Below are 18,661 nucleotides of genomic sequence, written 5' to 3' on the forward strand. Positions count from 1 at the left end.
GAGGTCCGTGCGCGCCCCGAGGCGGCGCCCGGCTACGCCTCCGGGCGCCGGGTCAGGTGGAAGTAGAGGACGGAGTCCTGGCCCTTGGCGTCCATGGCCCCGGCCACCACGTCGTCGGTGACCCGCCGGAAGTGGTCGATGATGGGCCGGTCGTCGTACACCATGGCGGCCGACAGCGTCCCCCGGTACGCGATCGCGCGCAGCCGGGCGAGGCCCATGCCGGTGAACGAGTGGATCGCGCCGTCCTCGTCGCGGCACAGCAGGGGCTCGACGTCCTCGTCGTCGCGGAACCGCTTGCCGTACCAGCGCATCCTGGTCAGCGTCGCGCCCATCGGGTCGTTCTCGTCGAAGAGGCCGCCCTCCCACGTGCCGTGCATGAACGCGGGCAGGACCGGGTCCAGGTACGGGAACAGGCGGCCCGGCTCGCCCGGGTCGGCGGGTTCGGCACCGTTGACGAGGTCGAGCATCCGGGCCTCGGCGTCCGCGACGCGCATGGGTTCCTCACCGCTCCTCTCGGGTGCCGGGCAGCAGCACCGGCTTGACGACCTTCCCGGCGAGCGCGTCCGCCTCGGCCCGGCCGATCTGGTCGAGCGGGTACGTCGCGATCAGCCGGTCGTAGGGGAAGCGGCCCTGCCGCCACAGCTCGACCAGGCGGGGGATGAAGGTCTGCGGGACGGCGTCGCCCTCGATGATCCCCTTCACCGTGCGGCCCATCAGGAGCAGGGTCGGGTCGAGCCGGTACTCCTGCCCGCCGACGCCGACGAGCCCGCAGACCCCGGTGGTGCGCAGGCAGGCCACCGCCGCCGCCACGACCTCGGGCACGGCCGTGGTGTCGAACGAGTACTGCGCGCCGTCGCCGGTCAGCTCGCGGATCCTGGCCGCCAGGCCGTCCGGTTCGATCTCGGAGCCGTTCAGGGTGTGCGTGGCGCCCAGCTCGCGGGCGAGGTCGAGCCGCCCGGCGTTCAGGTCCACCGCGATGATCGTGGTGGCGCCCGCGACCCGGGCGGCCATCACGGCGGCCAGGCCCACCGCGCCGGCGCCGAAGACCGCGAGGCTGTCGCCCGCGCGGACGCCCAGCGAGAAGAACACCGAGCCCGCGCCGGTCTGCATGCCGCAGCCCAGTGGCCCGAGCAGCTCCAGCGGCAGGTCCCGGTCGACCGGCACCACGTTCCGCACGGTGGCCAGCGCGTGCGTGGCGAACGAGGACTGCCCGAACCACCGGTTGTGGACGGGCCTCCCCTCACCGTCGGTCGCCCGCGGAACGCCGTCCAGGGCGACCGCGGCCATGTTCAGCTCCATCATGCGGCCGCAGTTGCCGGGACGGGCGTCGCGGCAGTTCCGGCAGGCGCCGCACGAGTCGAACGACAGCACCACCGCGTCGCCCTCGGCGATCCCGGACACCCCGGGCCCGGTGGCCTCCACCACGCCCGCCCCCTCGTGCCCGAGGATCACCGGTTTGGTGACGGCGTCGCCGGGGGCGCGGCCCATCAGGTCGGTGTGGCAGAACCCGGCCCCGGCGATCCGTACGACCACCTCGCCCGGCCCCGGGTCGGCCAGGTCCAGCGGCTCGACGGTGTACGGGCCGTCCGCGGCGCGCAGGACCGCCGCCTCGATGCGTCGCATGCTCAGCGTTCCCTCCGGCCCCGCAGGGCGTAGCGGATGGGCAGGCGCTTCAGCCCGCCGACGAACGTGGTCGCGCTGCTCTCCGGCGTCCCGGCGAGCTCGATGGACTCCAGCCGCGGCAGCAGCTCCTCGAAGAACGCGCGCGCCTCGATGCGGGCGAGCGCGGCGCCCAGGCAGTAGTGCACGCCGAACCCGAACGCCAGGTGCTTGTTGGGGTCGCGGCCCACGTCGAAGCGGAACGGGTCGTCGAAGACCTCCTCGTCCCGGTTGGCCGACGGGTAGGACAGCAGCACCGCGTCGCCCTCGCGGATGGTGACGCCGCGCAGCTCGTAGTCGCGGGTGGCGGTGCGCATGAACTCCTTGACCGGGGTCACCCAGCGGATCATCTCGTCCACCGCGAGCGGTAGCAGGCCGGGGTCGTCGCGGAGCCGGGCGAGCTGGTCGGGGTGCCGGATCAGGGCGTGCAGGCCCCCGGCGATCGTGGAGCTGGTGGTGTCGTGCCCGGCGGTCGCGATGATCACGTAGTAGGAGGCGGTGTCGAAGTCGTTCAGCGGTTCGCCGTCCACCCGGGCGTTGGCGATGGCCGAGGCCAGGTCGCCGGTGGGACGGGCCCGCCGGGCCTCGGTGATCTCCTGGAAGTAGGCGAAGAACTCCATCAGGACCGCGAGCAGTTCCTCGGGGGTCTCGCCGCGGCGCAGGTCGCCGTCGTCGCTGCCGAACAGCTCCTGGGTGAGCTTGAGCATCCGGTCGAAGTCGCTCTCGGGCAGCCCGAGCAGCGACAGGATCACGTACAGCGGGTAGTGCACCGCCACCTGCTGGACGAAGTCGCAGGTGTCGCCGAGGATGGCCATCCGGTCGACGTACCGGCGGGCCAGCTCCGCGATCCGCGGCTCCATCGCCCGCATCGCCTTGGGCCGGAACCAGTCGGCGCCGATGGCCCGGATCACCCGGTGGTCCGGGTCGTCCATGTGGATCAGCGTGCGCAGCCCGACGCCCTGCTCGGCGCGCCGCTTGTTGATCTCGTCCTGGACGGCGGAGGCGAGCAGCGGGCGCGGGGCGTTCAGGAAGACGGTGTGCTCCCGCTCGATCTCCAGCACGTCGGCGTGCTTGGTGATCGCCCAGAACGGGTTGTAGCCCGGCGCCTCCACCCAGTGCACCGGATCCTCCCGGCGCAGCAGGGCCAGGGCCGCGTGCAGCCGGGCGTCGTCGGCGTACGCGGCGGGGTCGGCGAGCGCGCGCCCCGCTTCCTCCAGGGTGAGGGTCATCTCGGCTCCCTTGATGCGTCCCGGTTCGTCCCCTGTGCGTCTTTGCACGGACGACGGCCGCCCGCATCGGAACCTAGAAGCCGAATCCCGTTCGGTCAACCCGCTTGATCATATGTCGCGAATGTCACCCCGTCGCGGCACCCCTCCGCGCCCGTCCGGCGCCCGCTCCGCGCCCGGGTCGGCAGTATGGACGGGTGGAACCACGAGCCCTTTTGATCAACGGCACGGTCGGTGCCGGCAAGACCTCCACCGCCGAGGCCGCGGGCGACCTGCTCGCCGCGGCCGGGATCCCGCATGCGGTCATGGACCTCGACTGGCTCCGCGCCTGCTGGCCGTCCCCGCCCGGAGACCGGTTCAACGCCGAGATGCAGTTGCGGAACCTGCGCAGCGTCGCCGCGAACTACCTGGCCGCTGGTTTCACGCGGCTCGTCCTGGCCGGCGTCCTCGAATCCGACGACGACCGCCGCCGCTGTGCCGACGCCCTGTCCATCCCCTTGGACGTCTGCCGCCTCCACGTGGACCTCCCCGTCATCCACCGGCGCCTGGCGCACCGCCACCACGACGACGGCCCCGACCTCCAGTGGCACCTCGCCCGCTCCGGCGAACTCGCCGCCATCCTCGAACGCACCCGCGTCGAGGACACCGTCGTCGACGGAACCCTCTCCAGCGTCAGCGCAACCGCCCGAGCCGTCCTGAAATCGGTCTCCTGGCTCTGAGGACCCGCCTCGGCCAGGACCACCGCACCGCGCCCCTGCGGCCACCCCGACCGCTCCGTCCCCCGCAGCTCAGGAACGGTCGTCGACCAGGGCGCCGTCGACCAGGTCCTTGAACCGTTCGAGGTCCTCGGCCGGGCCGTCGATGCCGCGCAGCGGGTCGGGATCGGCCAGCCGGGCTCCGGCGTAGAGACGGGCGACCAGGGCCTTGCGGTCGGTGCCCAGCTCGTCCCGTTCCCATCCGGCCTGCTCCAGCAGCAGCGCCGCCGCGTACACGTCGGCCATGTACTGCGCGAGCGGGTAGAGGCGCGCCTCGGCGGTCGCCTCGTCCAGCCCGCTCCACCGTTCGACCGTCCGGCGCAGGTCGCCGGCGCGCCGGCGCACCAGCGCGGCCGTGGCGTCGTCCCCGGCGGGCGCCCGCCCGGCGGCCTCCTCCAGCCGTTCGAGGAACGGCAGGTGCGCCCCCTCCCGCCGCATGGCGCGGCGGACGTCCAGGCAGAGGATGTTGTCGCCGCCCTCCCAGATGGGGTTGACCTGCGCGTCCCGCAGGATGCGCGCCACCGGCCACTGCTCGATGTAGCCGTTGCCGCCGTGGATCTCGATGGCGTCGCTGGCCGCCGTCACCCCGAGCCGGGCTGCGCGCAGCTTGGCGAGGGCCGCGCCGAGCCGCAGCCGCGGGCGGCCGAGGTAACCGTCGAACACCAGCGCCTGGGCGGCCTCGGTCTCCACGATCAGCTCGGCCAGCTTGCGGCGCATCAACGGCTGGTCCCGCAGCGGGGCGCCGAACGCCTCGCGGGTCCGCGTGTAGCACAGCGACTCGACCAGCGCGCGGCGCGCGCAGCCCAGGCCCATGGTCGCGATGGCGAGGCGGGCGCCGTTGGTCAGCTCCATCATGCGCGCCAGGCCCTTGCCGTCGCCCGCCTGCCCCTCGGCGGGCGCGCTGGTGGACGGCGCCAGCAGGAACGCCTCGGCGTCGGTGAACTCGATCTCGGCGGACGCCACCGAGCGCGTGCCCAGCTTGTCCTTGAGACGGCGGATGCGGACGCCGTTGCGCGACCCGTCGCGGCGCTCGCGCAGGACGAGGAACGGGGCGATGCCGCGCACGCCGTCCACCGCGCCCTCGGGCTTGGCCAGCACGACGAACGCCGAGCCGTTGGCGTTGGAGGCGAACCACTTGAAGCCGTTCAGCCGCCAGGCGTCCCCTTCCGGTGTGGCGGTGGACTCCAGCGCGCCCAGGTCGGAGCCGCCGGAACGCTCGGTGAGCATCTGCGCGGCCTCGCCGGAGAACTGCCCGGCCGCGAACAGCTCCCGCACCCGGGCCTTGACGTCCTCGGGGGCGAACATCTCGCTGAGCCCCACCACCATGTCGCCGCCGGTGCCGAGCGCGCAGGCCATGCCGATGTCGGCCTGGTCCAGCAGGTAGTGCCAGGCCACGCCCAGCGGCGCGGGGTCCACCCCGGCGGCCCTGGCCTCCTCGATGAACCGGGGGGCGATGAAGCTCGTGGCCACCAGGTCGTCGCGGGCCGCCTCGAACGAGGGCGGCATCACGACCCTGCTGACGTCGTGGCCCCACCGGTCGTACTTCTCCAGGCGGGGCGGGTTCCGGTCGGTCTCCTCGGCCCGTTCCGCGATCGGCCCGCCCATCAGCGCGCCCAGCTCGGCCAGCCGCGGCTCGGCCCACGCCAGGCCGTCCGCACCGAGGTGGCGCCGCATGAGGAAGCGCAGCGTCGGGTCGGAGGTGTACCAGTTGAGACCGGCCGCTCCCCGGTAGCGCTCGGTCGCGTAGCGGCGGGCCTTGTCCGGGCCGCCGAACGGGAGCCGGTCCACGGGCTCGATGAGATAGGACGCCATACCCCGGACATTACGCTTCCAAAGCAAGCGCGCCAAGACTGTAATGAGCGGGGTGGAATGATGGGGGCATGACCCGTACCGCCTCCGCCGGCGCCCTGGGCATCCGGCCCCTCACCGCCCGTTCGGTCGTGCTGAGCACCCTGCTGGGCCTGCACCCGCCCCGGCTCGGCGCGCGCCACTTCGTCCGGGTCGGCGAGCTGTTCGGCATCGCCGAGGGCACGATCCGGGTCGCGCTGTCGCGGATGGTGGCCTCGGGCGACCTCGTCCAGGCCGGCGGCGGCGAGTACGAGCTGCCCGAGCGGCTGCGGCTCCGCCAGGCCCGCCAGGACGAGAGCCGCTCGCCCCGGACCCGTCCCTGGGACGGCACCTGGGAGATCGCCGTCATCACCGCCGAACGCCGCCCCGCACCCGAACGCGCCGCCCTGCGCCAGGCGATGTCGGCGCTGCGGCTGGCCGAGCTGCGCGAGGGCACCTGGCTGCGTCCCGCCAACCTCAGCCGCGACCGTCCCGAGATCGTCGACCGGCAGTGCGCGTTCCTGGAGGGACGCCCCGAGCAGGACCCGGCCGAGCTGGCCGCCGCCCTCTGGGACCTGGACGGCTGGGCGGGCACGGCCCTCGGGCTGCGCGCCGGGCTCGACCGCGCGGGCACCCTCGCCGAGCGGTTCACCGTCTCGGCGGCGGTGCTCCGCCACCTGCTGCGCGACCCGCTGCTGCCCGCCGAACTGCTGCCCGGCGACTGGCCCGGCCCCGCCCTGCGCGACCACTACGAGCACTTCGAGGACGCCTTCGAACGCCTCCTGCGCGAGCACATCTTCGCCTGACCCGCGGCCCGAACGAAGTCGACACCCCATCGTGATCGAGCCCGCGTTGCCCGGAACGTCCCGAAGGGGAGGAAGGAAGCCAGGGTCGAGCACCCAGGGATCGGGGGTCACCGAAGGAGGTACCTATGGCCGTGTCCCCAGGGGCGATGGGCGGGCTTCTCCGCCGCAAGCCCATCGAGCAGATCGACGACGACTCCGGGGGATCCGGACTGACCCGCACCCTGGGCCTCTGGCAGCTCACCGCGATCGGCATCGGCGGCATCATCGGCGCGGGCATCTTCTCGCTGGCCGGCGCGGTCGCCAACGAGAAGGCCGGCCCGGCCGTGCTCATCTCGTTCCTGGTCGCCGGGATCGCCAGCGCCGCCGCCGCGCTCTCCTACGCCGAGTTCGCCGGGATGATCCCCAAGGCCGGATCGGCCTACACCTACGGGTACGTGGTCCTGGGCGAGTTCGCCGCCTGGTTCATCGGCTGGGACCTGCTCCTGGAGTACACCGCGATCGTGGCGGTGGTCGCCATCGGCATCTCCGGCTACTTCAACGACCTGCTCGGGTTCCTGGACGTGAACCTGCCGCTGTGGATGATGGGCGCGCCCGGCACCGAACCGAAGGACGTCGCCGCGGGCAGTTACAAGGTCAACCTGTTCGCGGCGCTGCTGTGCCTGCTCATCGCGTACGTGCTCAACCTGGGGATGAAGAGCGCGGCCAGGTTCGAGACCGTGCTGGTCTACCTCAAGATCGGCATCGTGCTGCTGGTCGTCGTGGTCGGCGTCTTCAAGATCCAGACGTCGCACTACTCGCCGTTCTTCCCGTACGGCTGGAGCGGCGCGTTCACCGGCGCGGCCACCGTCTTCTTCGCGGTCTTCGGCTACGACGCGATGTCCACGGCCGCCGAGGAGTCGCACGACGCCCGCAGGCACATGCCCAGGGCCATCGTCTACTCGCTGGCGATCTCGATGGTCCTGTACGTGCTGGCCTGCCTGGTGCTGACCGGCATGGTGGACTACCGCGACATCGACACCGACGCCGCGTTCTCCTCCGCGTTCGAGTCGGTCGGCATGGAGACGGTCGGGCTGATCATCGCGGTGGGCGCCATCCTGGGCATCCTGACCGTGCTGTTCACGTTCATGATGGGCGCCGCCCGGGTGTGGTTCTCGATGAGCCGGGACGGGCTGCTGCCCGGCTGGTTCGCCAAGACCCACCCCACCCGGAAGGTCCCCACCCGGATCACCTGGCTCCTGGGCGCCGGCTCCGCGCTGATCGCCGGGTTCCTGCCGATCGCCGAGGCGGCCGAGCTGACCAACATCGGCATCCTGCTGGCGTTCATCGTGGTCTGCGTCGCCGTGATCGTGCTCCGGTACCGGCGGCCCGACCTGCCCCGCGAGTTCCGCACCCCGCTGATGCCGGTGGTCCCGGCGGTCGGCGTCGTCTTCTCGATCTGGCTGATCACCTTCCTGCAGTGGCACACCTGGGTACGGTTCGCCGCGTGGTTCGCGATCGGCCTGGTGATCTACTTCGCCTACAGCCGCCGCCACTCCCTGCTCAACCGAAGGTGACGACCTGGCGCACGGCCTCCCCGCCGTGCAGCCGGTCGAACCCGGCGTTGATCTCCTCCAGCGCGAGCCGGTGCGACAGCAGCCCGTCCACCGGCAGGCTCCCGGCGCGGTACATGCCGATGAACCGCGGCACGTCCCGCCGGGGCACGCTGGACCCCAGGTAGCTGCCGCGCAGCGTCCGCTCCTCCGCGACCAGGCTCAGCGCGGGCAGCGTGACCGGCAGGCCCGGCGCGGGCAGCCCGACGGTGACCGTCGTGCCGCCCGGCCGGGTCGCCGCGTACGCCTGCTCCAGGACGGCGACCACGCCCGTGGTGTCGATGACCTTCTCCGCGCCGCCGCCGGTGAGGTCCTTCACCTCGGCCACCGCCTCGCCGCCGCCCGCGACCGCGTGCGTGGCGCCCAGCCGCAGCGCCAGCTCCCGCTTGGACGCGACGACGTCCACCGCCACCACCGACGCGGCACCGGCCGCCCGCGCCGCGAGCAGCGCGGCGAGGCCCACCCCGCCCAGCCCGAACACCGCCACGCTGTCGCCGGGCTTGACGTCCGCGCTGTAGAGGGCGGCCCCGGCCCCGGTGAGAACCGCGCACCCGAACAGCGCCGCGATCTCGTACGGCAGGTCCGGGTCGACCCTCACCGCCGAACGCGACGACACCACCGTGTACTCCGAGAACGCCGAGACGCCCAGGTGGTGGTACGGGCGGCTCCCGTCGCCGGCGGTGAAGCGCATCCCGCCGCCCAGCAGCGTGCCCGCGCCGTTGGCCCGAGCGCCCGGCCCGCACAGCGCGGGCCGTCCGGCCACGCACCGCTCGCAGCTGCCGCACGCCGGGACGAACGCGAGCACCACATGGTCACCCGGCCGGAACTCCGCGCCCTCCCCCGCCGCCACGACCTCACCGGCCGCCTCGTGCCCGAGCGCCATCGGCAGCGGGCGCGGACGCGACCCGTTGATCACCGACAGGTCCGAGTGGCAGAGCCCGGCCGCGCCCACCCTGACCAGCAGCTCACCGGGGCCGGGCGGATCGAGGCGCAACGTGGCGACCTCGATCGGCGCCGACTCGGCGTACGGCCCGGGCCGCCCCGACTCCACCAGAACCGCCGCCCGCGTCGTCTCGCTCATGCCGTGTCCCCCGTTCGCACCAGCTTCAGCATCTCGGTACGGATGGCCTCGGGCACGGGCACCGGCCGGCGATCCTCCCGCCCGACGAACACGTGAACGAAGTGCCCCTCGGCCACCAGCGTCCCGTCCGAACGGAACAGGCCCGCCTCCCACCGCACGCTGGAGTTGCCGAGCCTGCCGATCCGCAGCCCCAGATCGATGGTGTCGGGGAAGGCGACCTCGGCCTTGTAGGAGCAGTGCGACTCCACGCACAACCCGATGACCCCGGCGCTTCCGGGCTCGAACCCCGCCGTCCGGATCATCCACTCGTTGATGGCGGTGTCCATCAGCGAGTAATGGACGACATTGTTGACATGGCCGTAGATGTCGTTGTCTTTCCACCGTGTGGGGACGCTCACCCAGTGCGCGTAGTCGGCGTTCACGGCCGCCAGTGTACGTACCCGCTGGTCATGGCTTATCGGCGGAATCACCTGTTTGCTATCCCTCATGAAGACGACCCCCGCGAGCACCGGGCCCCTGTACGTTCCCGCCGGCACGCCACGTTCCCCAGTCCCCGGCGACCGTACGGTCCGCGTGGCGGCGAGCACCCGGCGAAGGGTGATCGCCCGCCTTCTCGACATGCTCGTGACCCTGATCCTGTTCATGACGGCCATGACACCGGCGTACGCGTTCATCTTCTTGGCGCCCGACGCCTCGCCCGGAAAGGGCATGATCGCGACCATCGCCTCGTTCTGGCTGGCCATGGCCGTCTGGATCGCCCTGCGCGTGCGGCTGGTCGCCCGGTGGGGCTGCACGGTCGGCCAGCGCGTCGCCGGGATCCGCGTGGTCCGGTACGAGGACGGGATCAGCCCCCCGGACCGGAAGCAGGCACGCAAGCGCCGTTTCGGCTCGTACGACGAGGGCGGGCGGATGACGCAGGTGTTCTGGCCGTTCAGCGACGTCTGGATTCACATCCGGGACAAGGAACTGGGGCGGTGCGGGCACGACCTCAACGTCGGCACGATCGTCGTCCTGGCCCAGGCCCCTCCGCCGAAGACCGGCGACGGCGCTCCGTCCGCCCCGGCCTCCGGCCCGCACGCCCAGATCTGGGAGCGCCGCGAACGGATCCGCCGCGGCCTCCTCGCCGCGCTCCTCGCCGTCCTCGCGGTCGTGCCGTTCGCCTTCATCTACACGGTCAGCAGGCCGGATACGGACGAGCCGGTCAGGAAGCCCGAGGCCGCGTTCGAGGCCGACACCTTCTATCCGGACGAGCCGCGCTTCGAGAACCAGCTCGGAGATCGGCCGGTGGCCTACACGCGCACGGCATCGCGGGTCCTGAACAGCGCGGCGGGCTGCCTGGCCGGGGCCGCCGGCTCGCGGGCCCGGGAGGTGCTGGAACGGGCACGGTGCGAAGGGCGGATCGAGATCGCGTTCAGGACCGCCGACGGCGTCCTGGTGAGCGGCCACGTACTGCGCTTCCCCGACGAGGCCGCCGCCGCCACGGTGGAACGGGACCTCCCCCACACCGGCCTGCGCTTCGTCCCGGGCGGCCCGATCAGGAACCCCGGCGGCGCCTCCATCGGGCAGGTCGGTCACAGGAAGCGTTACGTCGTGGCCACCACCGCCGCCTCCCCCGAGCAGAAGGACGTGGAGAGGAAGGTGAAGGACGCCTTCATGCTCATCCACGCCCCCGCGCTGAACGTCATCATCTGGTCCTGACGGGGCCGGGCGAAAACCTCGGCGCGGCGCCGAAAGGGATCCGGGTTTCCCGCGGAGTACAGATGACCGCCGACCATCTCACTCCGGAGAGCCCCCCATGACGGAGAGCACAGGATGACCGCCCTCGCCGGGCGACATACGGCCGACGCCGAACTCGTCGACCGCCTCCGCCGGGACCCCGAGTCCTTCACCGAGGTCTACGACCGCTACTTCGCCGACGTCCACCGGTACGTCGCCGGGAGGCTGGACACCGACGCCGCGGACGACGTGGCCGCCGAGACCTTCCTCGTGGCGTTCCGCAAGCGGGCCCGGTTCGACCCGGCACGCGGAGCCCTGCGCGCCTGGCTGTTCGGCATCGCGACCCGTCTCGTGGCGCAGCACCGCCGGGTCGAGGCGCGCCACTACAGGACCCTGGCCCGGGCGACGGCCCACCCCTCCGAGGGCAGCCACGAGAACCGGGTCGTCACCGCGGTGACGGCCGCCGGCCTCCAGCCCGCGCTCGCTGCGGCGATCGCCGGGCTGACCCGCAAGGAACGCGACGTCCTCCTGCTCGTCGCCCTGGGCGACCTGAGCCATGACGAGGTCGCCCAGGCCCTGAGGATCCCGTACGGAACCGTCGGCTCACGTCTCAACCGGGCCCGCGGCAAGCTCCGCTCCGCACTCGCCAAGGAGATCCCCGCCCATGGATGACGACCTGCGGCACGTCCGTACGCTGCTGGACAAGCCCCCGCCCGCCGACGCGGTCGTCCACGCCGGGCGCGACCGGCTCGCCGCCGCCGTACGCCGGCGGTCCCGCCGTCCGGTGTGGCTGGCCGCCGGCCTCACCCTCACCGCCGCCACGGCCGCCACGGCCGTCGCCGTGGCGACTCTGGGCCCCGCGGGTGACGTCCGCCGACCGAACGTGACGGCCTCCGGCCCCGCCACTGACGGCCCCGGCCCGGACGCGACGGCGACGCCCCTGGACGCCCGTACGGTCCTGCTCGCCGCCGCGACGAAGGCGGACGAGCAGGCCGACCAGGCCGGGACGTACTGGCATTCGGTGATGCTGAGGCGCGACCACGTGCGGGCGACCTCCTCCGCCGGCGACTACATCGCCGTGGACGAGCGCCGGGACGAGATGTGGACGCCGAACCGGCCCGGGCTGTACCAGTGGATGCGCAGGCAGAACCTCGGCATCCGCCCCGCGACCCCCGCCGACGAGGCGATCTACAAGCGCGCCGGCTCTCCGACCACCATCACCTTCCCGAGGGGTCTTCCCCTACCCGCCGGGCCGGGAAAGCCGGATATCAGCCGTAACAAGCTCACCGGCAGGGACGCCGCGGTCTTCTGGATCGGCCGCAACGTCAGCATGAAGGACCTGCGCGAACTGCCCACTGACCCGAAGCGGCTGAAGGCCTCCCTGCTGCGCTCGTACAAGGGGCACGGCACCGAGTCGTCCGGCACGCCGATGGGCCCCGACCTGTGGCTGTTCACCGTCGCCAAGGACCTGGTCACCCACATGCCGGTGACCCCGCAGGTCCGGGGTGCGGCGTTCCGGATGCTCGCCGGGCTCCCGAAGGTCCGGGCGGTCGGCACGGTCAAGGACGCTCAGGGCCGGACCGGCACCGCGATCGGGATCAACGAGGACAGCGAGAGGGGCGGCCTCCAGCAACATCGTCTGATCGTCGACGCCGCCGGGGGCCGGGCGCTGGGCGAGGAGGTCATCGCCCTCCGCCCCGCGCGCAGCACGGCCGGCCTTCCCCGCGGCTCGGTGGTGTCCTCCACCACCGTGGTCACGCTGGAGTGGACGCACTCCCCGCCACGCTGACGCAACGCGCCCACCGGGGCGGACCCCGGTGGGCGCCTCTTGGGGTGTTTCCCCGGAGCGCCGCTCAGTGGCGGCGGCCTCCGCCCCGGAACCGAGCCAGCAGGCCCCGGACCTTCGCCTGGGTACGCGGGTCGCGGGCCATACGCTCGGCACGGGCGCGGGCCTGCCGCCCCTGAGGGCTGTGCATGAGGCGTTTGATGCGGTCGACGAGCGCCATGTCTCCTCCTGGCCTGGCGGCGGGGCCCCGGAAGGAGCCCTCGACAGGACAACGAACGCCCTACCGCCAAAGGTTGCGGATCATGTTAAGTACCCGCGCAGGCACTTCCTTCACCTATCCCGAGCGTTCAGCCCCGCTTCCCATCCGCCTTGGGCGCATTCGGCGGAATGCACCGATCATTGCCGGGGGAAATTCCGCCCGTTTCATCAGGGGCCGACTTTGTCCTCGACACCGACGGCGCGAAGGTTCACCTCATCGTCCGCGGCCACGGCGATCGAGAGAAAACCCGCGCCGCCGATCGCGCACCGGTTCCCGGAGGCGTGGACGGCGCGCGCCATGCCGCGCGGCCCCCGCACGGAGGCCACGGTCCCTCCCTCGTACGCCACCAGTTCCACGTCGAACGACCCGGCCACCCAGAAACGGTCGCCGGCCGCCGGTACGGCGAACAGGCCGTAACCGTCGCACAGATGCTCCGGCCCGTCCGCCGTCAGCAGGCCCACACGGGAGTCGCGCACCGCCCAGCGGGCGGTGACCAGGACCCCGCGCGGCGTGGCGTACCCGATCAGTTCGGTCTCGTCGCAACCACCGGCGTACCAGAGCCCCAGCGGTTCGAGGTCGGGGGTGAAACGCGCGACGACCCCTCGCTGCCCGTCCGCGACGACCAGCCCGTCCGCGGTGACGGTCAAGGTCGGATCGCCGCCGATCGCCCGGGAGAACGGCTCTTCGCTCGTGGCCGCGAGCCCCGGCGCCGCGTCCCCCAGGCCGTCCAGCACCACCTCGCGCTCCCACCCGCCCGGCCGCCCCACGGCCAGCCGGCAGACCCCGTCGACGGGAGGAAGCACCGCGGCCAGCCGTCCGCCGCCGAGCGCCGCCACCCGCCAGACCCTGTCCTCATGGACCGCGACCGGGGACATGTCGCTCAGCCGGAACTCCTGGAGACGGTGCCCCGCCCAGATCCGGTCGGCCTCCACATCGACCGCCAGCGGCGTCTTCCAGCCCAGGGGGTGCTCGGCCTTGACCTCGCCGATCACGTCGAAGTCGCGTACGACCCGTACCGCGCCCGCCTCCTCGCACGCCTGGACCACCAGCGTCCCATCGGTCCATATCTCCACGCGTCCCCCGTTCACCGTGATCAAGTTCGGGTGAGCGTAGCGAGGCCGGGTGACACCTCAGGCCCCGATCTCCAGCCGCGCCCAGACCCATTTCCCACGCGGCCTGGTACGCCGCACTCTCCTGGGAGGTCACGCCGCGCGGGCCGCGATCAGCTGTGACCTGAGAGTGTTCAAGGTGAGAGTCAGCTCGGGAAGGTCGGCCAATTGGTTCTGCGGGGGAATGGCGATCACTCGTGAGCTCCACAGAAACACAAGCTCGCTCTTTCGACATCAGCTAAGGTGGCTCGCATGAGCGAAGGTCTTCGCGTTGCCGTCGCATCCTATGGTCCAGATCAATTTGCTCTGCTGAACGGCGTGTTGAGCAAGTTGGGACACAGTCCTGTTGTGTACTTCATGAGTCGATCGATGCGTCCGAACGAACCGCCAGAGCCGGACATCCTCTCCGGAATGACCGCTACCATAAAGGAACTTCCGCCAGGTATCGACTTACTCCTACCGAGCAGTTCGGCAGATCTCCAGCCGATGCTCAGCGGCTACGAAGTAGACCTCCTGGTGGTCTTCGGGTTCAACTGGCGAATTCCCTCCGAGGTCCTTCAGGCTCCCCGCTATGGTGCGCTCAATATTCACCCTTCCCTGCTTCCCAGGTATCGTGGCCCATCGCCAATCCCCTGGGCTGTACGAAACGGTGACGCGGAACTGGGCCTGACCGTGCACCGTATGACCGAGAAGATCGACGCGGGCCCGATCCTTGCGCAGGGGGTGGTCGGGCGCCTACCCGAGGTCGTGTCTCCTGCGGATACGTGGGGTCTGGTGCGAACAGGGCTTCCTGTGCTGCTCGAACGAGCTCTCCTGATGGTGCTGGCAGGCGCCCAGGGTACGGCCCAGGCGGAGGAGTCGGCCACGTATGCGGGCTTTCCGCCGCCCGAGTGGGAAGAGATCACGTGGGGGCGGAGCAGGCTGGACGCACATCATCAGGTGCGCGCGTTCAGATTTCTCCACGGCGGCTCTGGTCCTGTCGTGGAGATCGGCGGACACCGCGTCCGCGTCCTTCGGACGAGTCTCGTCAAGCAGGAGGGTCTCGTCGTTGATTGTGCGGACGGTCCGCTCTGGATCACGGAATATGAGCCTATGTGAGGTCAGTCCGAGAGCCGTTCACGTAGGCTGAGGGCGCGGCTGTCATTGAAAGGCTGCAGAAGTTTCAGCCCACGTGCGGACAGCTCACGTGCGCGCGTGGTGTCTCCACGAACCTTGTGGCAGGCGACGAGGTTCGCGATACTCACGGCCACGTGCCAGACGTCCCCAACGGATTCGTACATGCGAAGGGCATGGCTGTGGAAGGCGAGAGCGTCATCGAAGTTCCCGAGGGCTTGAAAAACCTCACCGGTACAGTCCAGCGCCATCGCCTCTCTGCCGGTATCACCTATCTGCCTCTGCAGTGAGGCCGCCATGACGCAGCAGTTCATCGCCTCGTCCAGAGCCCCCGCGGCACGGTGAATGCGGGCTGCCTCGATGAGCCAAAAGCCTTCCCACATCCGATTGCTCGCCTCTTCCGCGACACCTAGCGCCAGAGCGATGTTCGTTGCAGCGGATTCAAGGTCGCCCCCGATTCGTTCCGCCCAGGCGATCAGCCAACAGACGTTTCCATACGAGGCGGCGTCGTTCAGTCGCTGAAAGGTTTCAGGTAGGCCGGAAGCCAGAGTGAGAGCGGCGGCGGCGTTTCCCATCTCGAGATGTGCTTCCATGATGTTGGAGCGCGTCAATGCTACCCAGCGGGCATCCGCCACGGACTCGAATCCGGCTGCGGCCTGGCTGAAATAGCCTATCGCCTCACCCAACGCCCGCTGCCGAAGGCAGACGAGGCCCATGGCATTGAGTGATTCGCTGACCGTCCGGGTGTCGCCGTGCTCTCGCCGGAGCTGAAGTGCCTGATCAAATGTCTGGCGCGCTTCGGCCAGGAGCCCCCTGCGGAAGAAGTACTTCCCTCTGTTGTCGAGTGCCTTCGCGTGGCGAAGCGGGTCACCGATGGCTTGTGCGGCCGCTACGGCGACCTCACTCATCACCGCCCAGTCATCGAAGGTGAAGTGGTGCGTATGGATGACGCTTGTGGCCATCGAGAGCGACCAGGCCGCTTCGGCTTGCTGGTACTCGAGCGCGGTGCGGGCAGTCGCCACGAGGTTCTGCCGCTCGAGTTCGAACCAGTCATAGGCGGTTGCCGGGCCGGCGAAGGTCAACGGCGCTGGGATGCCCGGCTCCTCGACGGGGACGTGCACGACGTCGCCAGGGGAGAGTGATCCCGCTGCCTGCTCGACGGTCGCGGAGTACCAGGCCGAAAGCCGGCGGATGGCCGCCTGGAGTGCGCTGGAGGAGTCGGTCGTACGTGCCTCGGCCAGTGCGTATGCCTTCAGCAGGTCGTGGAGTTCGTACCTACCGGGGGCCGAGGCCGTCACCATGAAGGCACCGGTGAGCAGGTCAAGCGCGCGGCGTGTGGCGCGAATGGGCGTTGCGCCGAGGGCGGCGGCCGCAGGCAGGCTGAGATCCGTACCCGGATTCACACCGAGCAGGCGGAACAAGCGTGCGGCGTCTGCTGATAGGGCGCGGTAGGACCAGGTGAAGACGGTTCGTACCGCCTCGGTAGCCGAATCATCGCCCAGGCTCAGCGCGTCCCAGATGAGGGAGTCGTCACGCAGGTCATCGATCAGCTCAGCGAGCCGCATCATGGGATGGGACGCGGCGCGCTCCCCTGCGATGCGCAAAGCGAGCGGGAGCCGCGCGCACAGTTGCGCGAGTTCCTGGAGTTCGGCATCGCTGTCGCTTCGCCCGTGCTGACTCACGGCCTTCAGCAGCGCCAGCGCGTCGTCCTTGCGAAGTGTGTCGAGATGGACCCTTGTCGCGCCGTCTCGTACGGCGAGGGCCGGGAGCGTACTCCGGCTCGTCACGATCACCAGCGGTTTGGCCGAGCCGGGCAGGAGCGGTCTGACCTGGCTTGTCGATACGGCGTTGTCAAGGAGAATGAGGATGTCTCGGTCTGACGTGAGTGTCCTGAAGACCGCCGCGCGGTCCTCGACGTCGCGCGGGATATCCGCATTTCGCATGCCCAGTGCTCTCAGCATCCGGTCGAGCGCCGAGGCGGGGTCTTGAGGAGGCCCGTCGTCGTAACCGCGGAGGTTGACGTAAAGGTCACCGGACCGGAAACGGGAACGCACTGTATGCGCCCACCGTAAAGCCAGTGCGGTCTTCCCGACTCCAGCAGAGCCAGAGATGACGAACACCCTCGGTATGACCTGGTCGCCCTGCGGAGCGGCCGTCAGCATATTCTCGAGCGCCGCCAGTTCGGCGGTCCGATTGATGAAATGCGATATATCACCTGGAAGCTGCCGTGGCGGTGCCCCTGCCCGCCCGATCGTGCCGGTGTTGTAGACGCTGATCCCGCCGCTGATGTCCCGTGCTTGGAAAATGCTCCCGCCGACGTCTGCGATGTCCGCGCGATTCTCCTGCGGGTGCGACTCTCCACGATCATCTGATGGCCGCTGCATCGTCGACGACCAACTACGAGCGGATCGGGCCCGGACGACCTCTCACCTTCAGATAATCCGGTCGGACGGCAGTGCCGGGCGAGGGGGCCGGTGGGAGATGTGCCACCTCACGACGGAAGAAGCTGCCGATCGGTTCTCCGATCTGCCACAGATCGATGATGAAGTCACGACACCGTCGCACGAGCTCTGTGTCGGTGAACCGGCGAGCATTCTCCAATACACCGTTCTCATCGTATATTGCCTCGTACATGACCCGGTCGTCCATCGTATAGATCTCCGGCAGTGGGCCATGCTCCTCAAGGCCGCTTATCTCTTCCAGCTTGAGAACGCGGATGATGCCGCCCGTCTCGTCTCTGATCTTCAAGGCGTTCAGCTCCCACTGGAGATACGGAGTGAGAGGCAACGTGACGATCCGGATCCGATGAGCCCGCAACCCGCGAGCGGCAGCCTTCGAATGATAGTCGATCAGGTCGGCACGCTGCTCTTCGAGCAGGCGCATCGCTTCTTGCCAGTCGCCGTGATTGAACGCTTCCCAGCTGGCATTGCCAGGCTCCGCGAATTCTTGACCGCGCTCCAGCTTCCAGAATTCACCGGCGGCGGCGAAGTTCTCTTTGAAGTCGGCATAGTAGTCCTCGAGACTCAGCACCTCGCCGCCGGCGCTCTCGAGGAGGGGCCTACTCATCAGGAATATCCGTCTTCGCTGCTACGATCGTGCTGCGAGGGATGACGACAAGGCTCTCACCCGGATCCACAGAGACACCGGCAGGAAGCCTCTGGCGATACACACCTGTGAGTTCCGTTCCGATCACGGCGATGTCGCCATTGTCGAGCTCCCATATGTCCGGACAGCTTGCGTCACCGGAAGTAGTACCAAGCTCGTGAGCCGACTTCCCAAGACGCCGTTTGAAATCTGCGGCAGCATCGGCTTCCCATTTTTCCGCCATGACGGACTCCATCTTGACTTGTGGGTATTCCAGCGCGCAGAAGATGCCCACCCTGACAGTAGCTTGCCGACATGACCGCGGTCAACGACTCTGAATAGAAGCGCCTGGTACTTTGCGAAAGTTGTGCAGCTTATGCACTAGAACATCACGAATGATGCGTGTTGCCGCCTTCGACTTAACCAATCTGTTGATCACGTGTCCCGCCAGAAACGAATCGCCACCGAGGCATGGGCAACTACAGGCTTCCTGAGAATCTCAGCCTCACAGCCTCGTCTCTCACCTCTAGAGGTTCATGAGGTGAGCCGTTTCCCTCCTGGAGGCCCCGGTCACGAGGTGGGCAAGATTTGCGAGATATGATCATTAACAGGTGAAGTTCCTGGTAAATGCGGAGTCGCCCGAGGCTCGAC

18 protein-coding genes are annotated in these 18,661 nt (G+C 70.0%); 7 read left to right on the forward strand and 11 right to left on the reverse strand.

Features of this window, described 5'->3' with window-relative positions; translation table 11 throughout:
• Positions 1-32: 32 nt before the first annotated feature.
• The 3 genes from IW256_RS30125 to IW256_RS30135 are packed head-to-tail and all read right to left on the reverse strand — an operon-like array spanning position 33 to position 2,888.
• Positions 33-494 (reverse strand): DUF4334 domain-containing protein, encoded by a 462-nt coding sequence (locus IW256_RS30125; protein ID WP_231403986.1) that lies wholly within the window; start codon positions 492-494, stop codon positions 33-35.
• A 7-nt stretch (positions 495-501) separates the two neighbouring features.
• Positions 502-1,623, reverse strand: a complete 1,122-nt coding sequence (locus tag IW256_RS30130; protein WP_197014172.1) for an NAD(P)-dependent alcohol dehydrogenase — start codon at positions 1,621-1,623, stop codon at positions 502-504.
• 2 nt (positions 1,624-1,625) lie between these two features.
• Positions 1,626-2,888: a cytochrome P450 gene (locus IW256_RS30135; RefSeq protein WP_197014173.1), complete on the reverse strand. Its 1,263-nt coding sequence runs from the start codon at positions 2,886-2,888 to the stop codon at positions 1,626-1,628.
• Positions 2,889-3,082: 194 nt separating this feature from the next.
• Here IW256_RS30135 and IW256_RS30140 point away from each other — a divergent pair, with 194 nt between their 5' ends.
• Positions 3,083-3,604: a hypothetical protein gene (locus IW256_RS30140; protein ID WP_197014174.1), complete on the forward strand. Its 522-nt coding sequence runs from the start codon at positions 3,083-3,085 to the stop codon at positions 3,602-3,604.
• A 69-nt stretch (positions 3,605-3,673) separates the two neighbouring features.
• Here IW256_RS30140 and IW256_RS30145 read toward each other — a convergent pair whose 3' ends face one another.
• Positions 3,674-5,452 carry an acyl-CoA dehydrogenase family protein gene (locus tag IW256_RS30145; RefSeq protein WP_197014175.1) on the reverse strand — a complete coding sequence of 593 codons (1,779 nt, stop codon included), beginning with the start codon at positions 5,450-5,452 and terminating at the stop codon, positions 3,674-3,676.
• A gap of 68 nt (positions 5,453-5,520) precedes the next feature.
• Between IW256_RS30145 and IW256_RS30150 the strand changes: the two genes are divergently transcribed.
• Positions 5,521-6,273: a PaaX family transcriptional regulator C-terminal domain-containing protein gene (locus IW256_RS30150; protein WP_197014176.1), complete on the forward strand. Its 753-nt coding sequence runs from the start codon at positions 5,521-5,523 to the stop codon at positions 6,271-6,273.
• Between the two features lie 125 nt (positions 6,274-6,398).
• Positions 6,399-7,826, forward strand: coding sequence for an amino acid permease (locus IW256_RS30155; RefSeq protein WP_231403987.1), 1,428 nt, complete (start codon positions 6,399-6,401; stop codon positions 7,824-7,826).
• Here IW256_RS30155 and IW256_RS30160 read toward each other — a convergent pair.
• Positions 7,813-8,943 (reverse strand): zinc-binding dehydrogenase, encoded by a 1,131-nt coding sequence (locus tag IW256_RS30160; RefSeq protein ID WP_197014177.1) that lies wholly within the window; start codon positions 8,941-8,943, stop codon positions 7,813-7,815. The genes IW256_RS30155 and IW256_RS30160 overlap by 14 nt on opposite strands.
• Entirely contained in the window at positions 8,940-9,365 is a 426-nt protein-coding gene (locus IW256_RS30165; RefSeq protein WP_197014178.1) for an acyl-CoA thioesterase, read from the reverse strand. Before IW256_RS30165 ends, IW256_RS30160 begins: the two co-directional genes overlap by 4 nt.
• A 64-nt stretch (positions 9,366-9,429) precedes the next feature.
• Between IW256_RS30165 and IW256_RS30170 the strand changes: the two genes are divergently transcribed.
• From IW256_RS30170 to IW256_RS30180, 3 genes are all read left to right on the forward strand, one after another.
• Positions 9,430-10,641, forward strand: a complete 1,212-nt coding sequence (locus IW256_RS30170; protein WP_197014179.1) for an RDD family protein — start codon at positions 9,430-9,432, stop codon at positions 10,639-10,641.
• A 114-nt stretch (positions 10,642-10,755) separates the two neighbouring features.
• Positions 10,756-11,331 (forward strand): RNA polymerase sigma factor, encoded by a 576-nt coding sequence (locus IW256_RS30175; RefSeq protein ID WP_197014180.1) that lies wholly within the window; start codon positions 10,756-10,758, stop codon positions 11,329-11,331.
• Positions 11,324-12,448: a CU044_5270 family protein gene (locus IW256_RS30180; protein ID WP_197014181.1), complete on the forward strand. Its 1,125-nt coding sequence runs from the start codon at positions 11,324-11,326 to the stop codon at positions 12,446-12,448. Before IW256_RS30175 ends, IW256_RS30180 begins: the two co-directional genes overlap by 8 nt.
• Positions 12,449-12,512: 64 nt before the next feature.
• Here the strand turns inward: IW256_RS30180 and IW256_RS30185 are convergent, their stop codons facing one another.
• Both IW256_RS30185 and IW256_RS30190 read right to left on the reverse strand, forming a co-directional pair.
• Positions 12,513-12,665: a hypothetical protein gene (locus tag IW256_RS30185; RefSeq protein ID WP_197014182.1), complete on the reverse strand. Its 153-nt coding sequence runs from the start codon at positions 12,663-12,665 to the stop codon at positions 12,513-12,515.
• A 206-nt stretch (positions 12,666-12,871) separates the two neighbouring features.
• Positions 12,872-13,792, reverse strand: a complete 921-nt coding sequence (locus tag IW256_RS30190; protein WP_197014183.1) for a hypothetical protein — start codon at positions 13,790-13,792, stop codon at positions 12,872-12,874.
• Between the two features lie 273 nt (positions 13,793-14,065).
• On the opposite strand from IW256_RS30190, the gene IW256_RS30195 reads away from it, so the two are divergent.
• Positions 14,066-14,911, forward strand: coding sequence for a methionyl-tRNA formyltransferase (locus tag IW256_RS30195; RefSeq protein ID WP_197014184.1), 846 nt, complete (start codon positions 14,066-14,068; stop codon positions 14,909-14,911).
• A 2-nt stretch (positions 14,912-14,913) separates the two neighbouring features.
• Here IW256_RS30195 and IW256_RS30200 read toward each other — a convergent pair whose 3' ends face one another.
• The 3 genes from IW256_RS30200 to IW256_RS30210 are packed head-to-tail and all read right to left on the reverse strand — an operon-like array spanning position 14,914 to position 18,305.
• The gene (locus tag IW256_RS30200) at positions 14,914-17,310 is read right to left on the reverse strand and encodes an ATP-binding protein (RefSeq protein WP_197014185.1); all 2,397 of its coding nucleotides are present in this window, start codon (positions 17,308-17,310) and stop codon (positions 14,914-14,916) included.
• A gap of 13 nt (positions 17,311-17,323) precedes the next feature.
• Entirely contained in the window at positions 17,324-17,992 is a 669-nt protein-coding gene (locus IW256_RS30205; RefSeq protein WP_197014186.1) for a DUF6879 family protein, read from the reverse strand.
• Positions 17,985-18,305: a hypothetical protein gene (locus IW256_RS30210; RefSeq protein WP_307829204.1), complete on the reverse strand. Its 321-nt coding sequence runs from the start codon at positions 18,303-18,305 to the stop codon at positions 17,985-17,987. Before IW256_RS30210 ends, IW256_RS30205 begins: the two co-directional genes overlap by 8 nt.
• Between the last annotated feature and the right edge of the window lie 356 nt (positions 18,306-18,661).

This window comes from Actinomadura viridis, from assembly GCF_015751755.1.
Lineage (GTDB): Bacteria > Actinomycetota > Actinomycetes > Streptosporangiales > Streptosporangiaceae > Spirillospora > Spirillospora viridis.

Coding starts and splice junctions, on each gene's coding strand:
- IW256_RS30125 (WP_231403986.1), bottom strand. CDS start 494: ATGCGCGTCGCGGACGCCGAGGCCCGGATGCTCGACCTCGTCAACGGT.
- IW256_RS30130 (WP_197014172.1), bottom strand. CDS start 1,623: ATGCGACGCATCGAGGCGGCGGTCCTGCGCGCCGCGGACGGCCCGTAC.
- IW256_RS30135 (WP_197014173.1), bottom strand. CDS start 2,888: ATGACCCTCACCCTGGAGGAAGCGGGGCGCGCGCTCGCCGACCCCGCC.
- IW256_RS30145 (WP_197014175.1), bottom strand. CDS start 5,452: ATGGCGTCCTATCTCATCGAGCCCGTGGACCGGCTCCCGTTCGGCGGC.
- IW256_RS30150 (WP_197014176.1), top strand. CDS start 5,521: ATGACCCGTACCGCCTCCGCCGGCGCCCTGGGCATCCGGCCCCTCACC.
- IW256_RS30155 (WP_231403987.1), top strand. CDS start 6,399: ATGGCCGTGTCCCCAGGGGCGATGGGCGGGCTTCTCCGCCGCAAGCCC.
- IW256_RS30160 (WP_197014177.1), bottom strand. CDS start 8,943: ATGAGCGAGACGACGCGGGCGGCGGTTCTGGTGGAGTCGGGGCGGCCC.
- IW256_RS30170 (WP_197014179.1), top strand. CDS start 9,430: ATGAAGACGACCCCCGCGAGCACCGGGCCCCTGTACGTTCCCGCCGGC.
- IW256_RS30175 (WP_197014180.1), top strand. CDS start 10,756: ATGACCGCCCTCGCCGGGCGACATACGGCCGACGCCGAACTCGTCGAC.
- IW256_RS30180 (WP_197014181.1), top strand. CDS start 11,324: ATGGATGACGACCTGCGGCACGTCCGTACGCTGCTGGACAAGCCCCCG.
- IW256_RS30185 (WP_197014182.1), bottom strand. CDS start 12,665: ATGGCGCTCGTCGACCGCATCAAACGCCTCATGCACAGCCCTCAGGGG.
- IW256_RS30195 (WP_197014184.1), top strand. CDS start 14,066: ATGAGCGAAGGTCTTCGCGTTGCCGTCGCATCCTATGGTCCAGATCAA.
- IW256_RS30200 (WP_197014185.1), bottom strand. CDS start 17,310: ATGCAGCGGCCATCAGATGATCGTGGAGAGTCGCACCCGCAGGAGAAT.
- IW256_RS30205 (WP_197014186.1), bottom strand. CDS start 17,992: ATGAGTAGGCCCCTCCTCGAGAGCGCCGGCGGCGAGGTGCTGAGTCTC.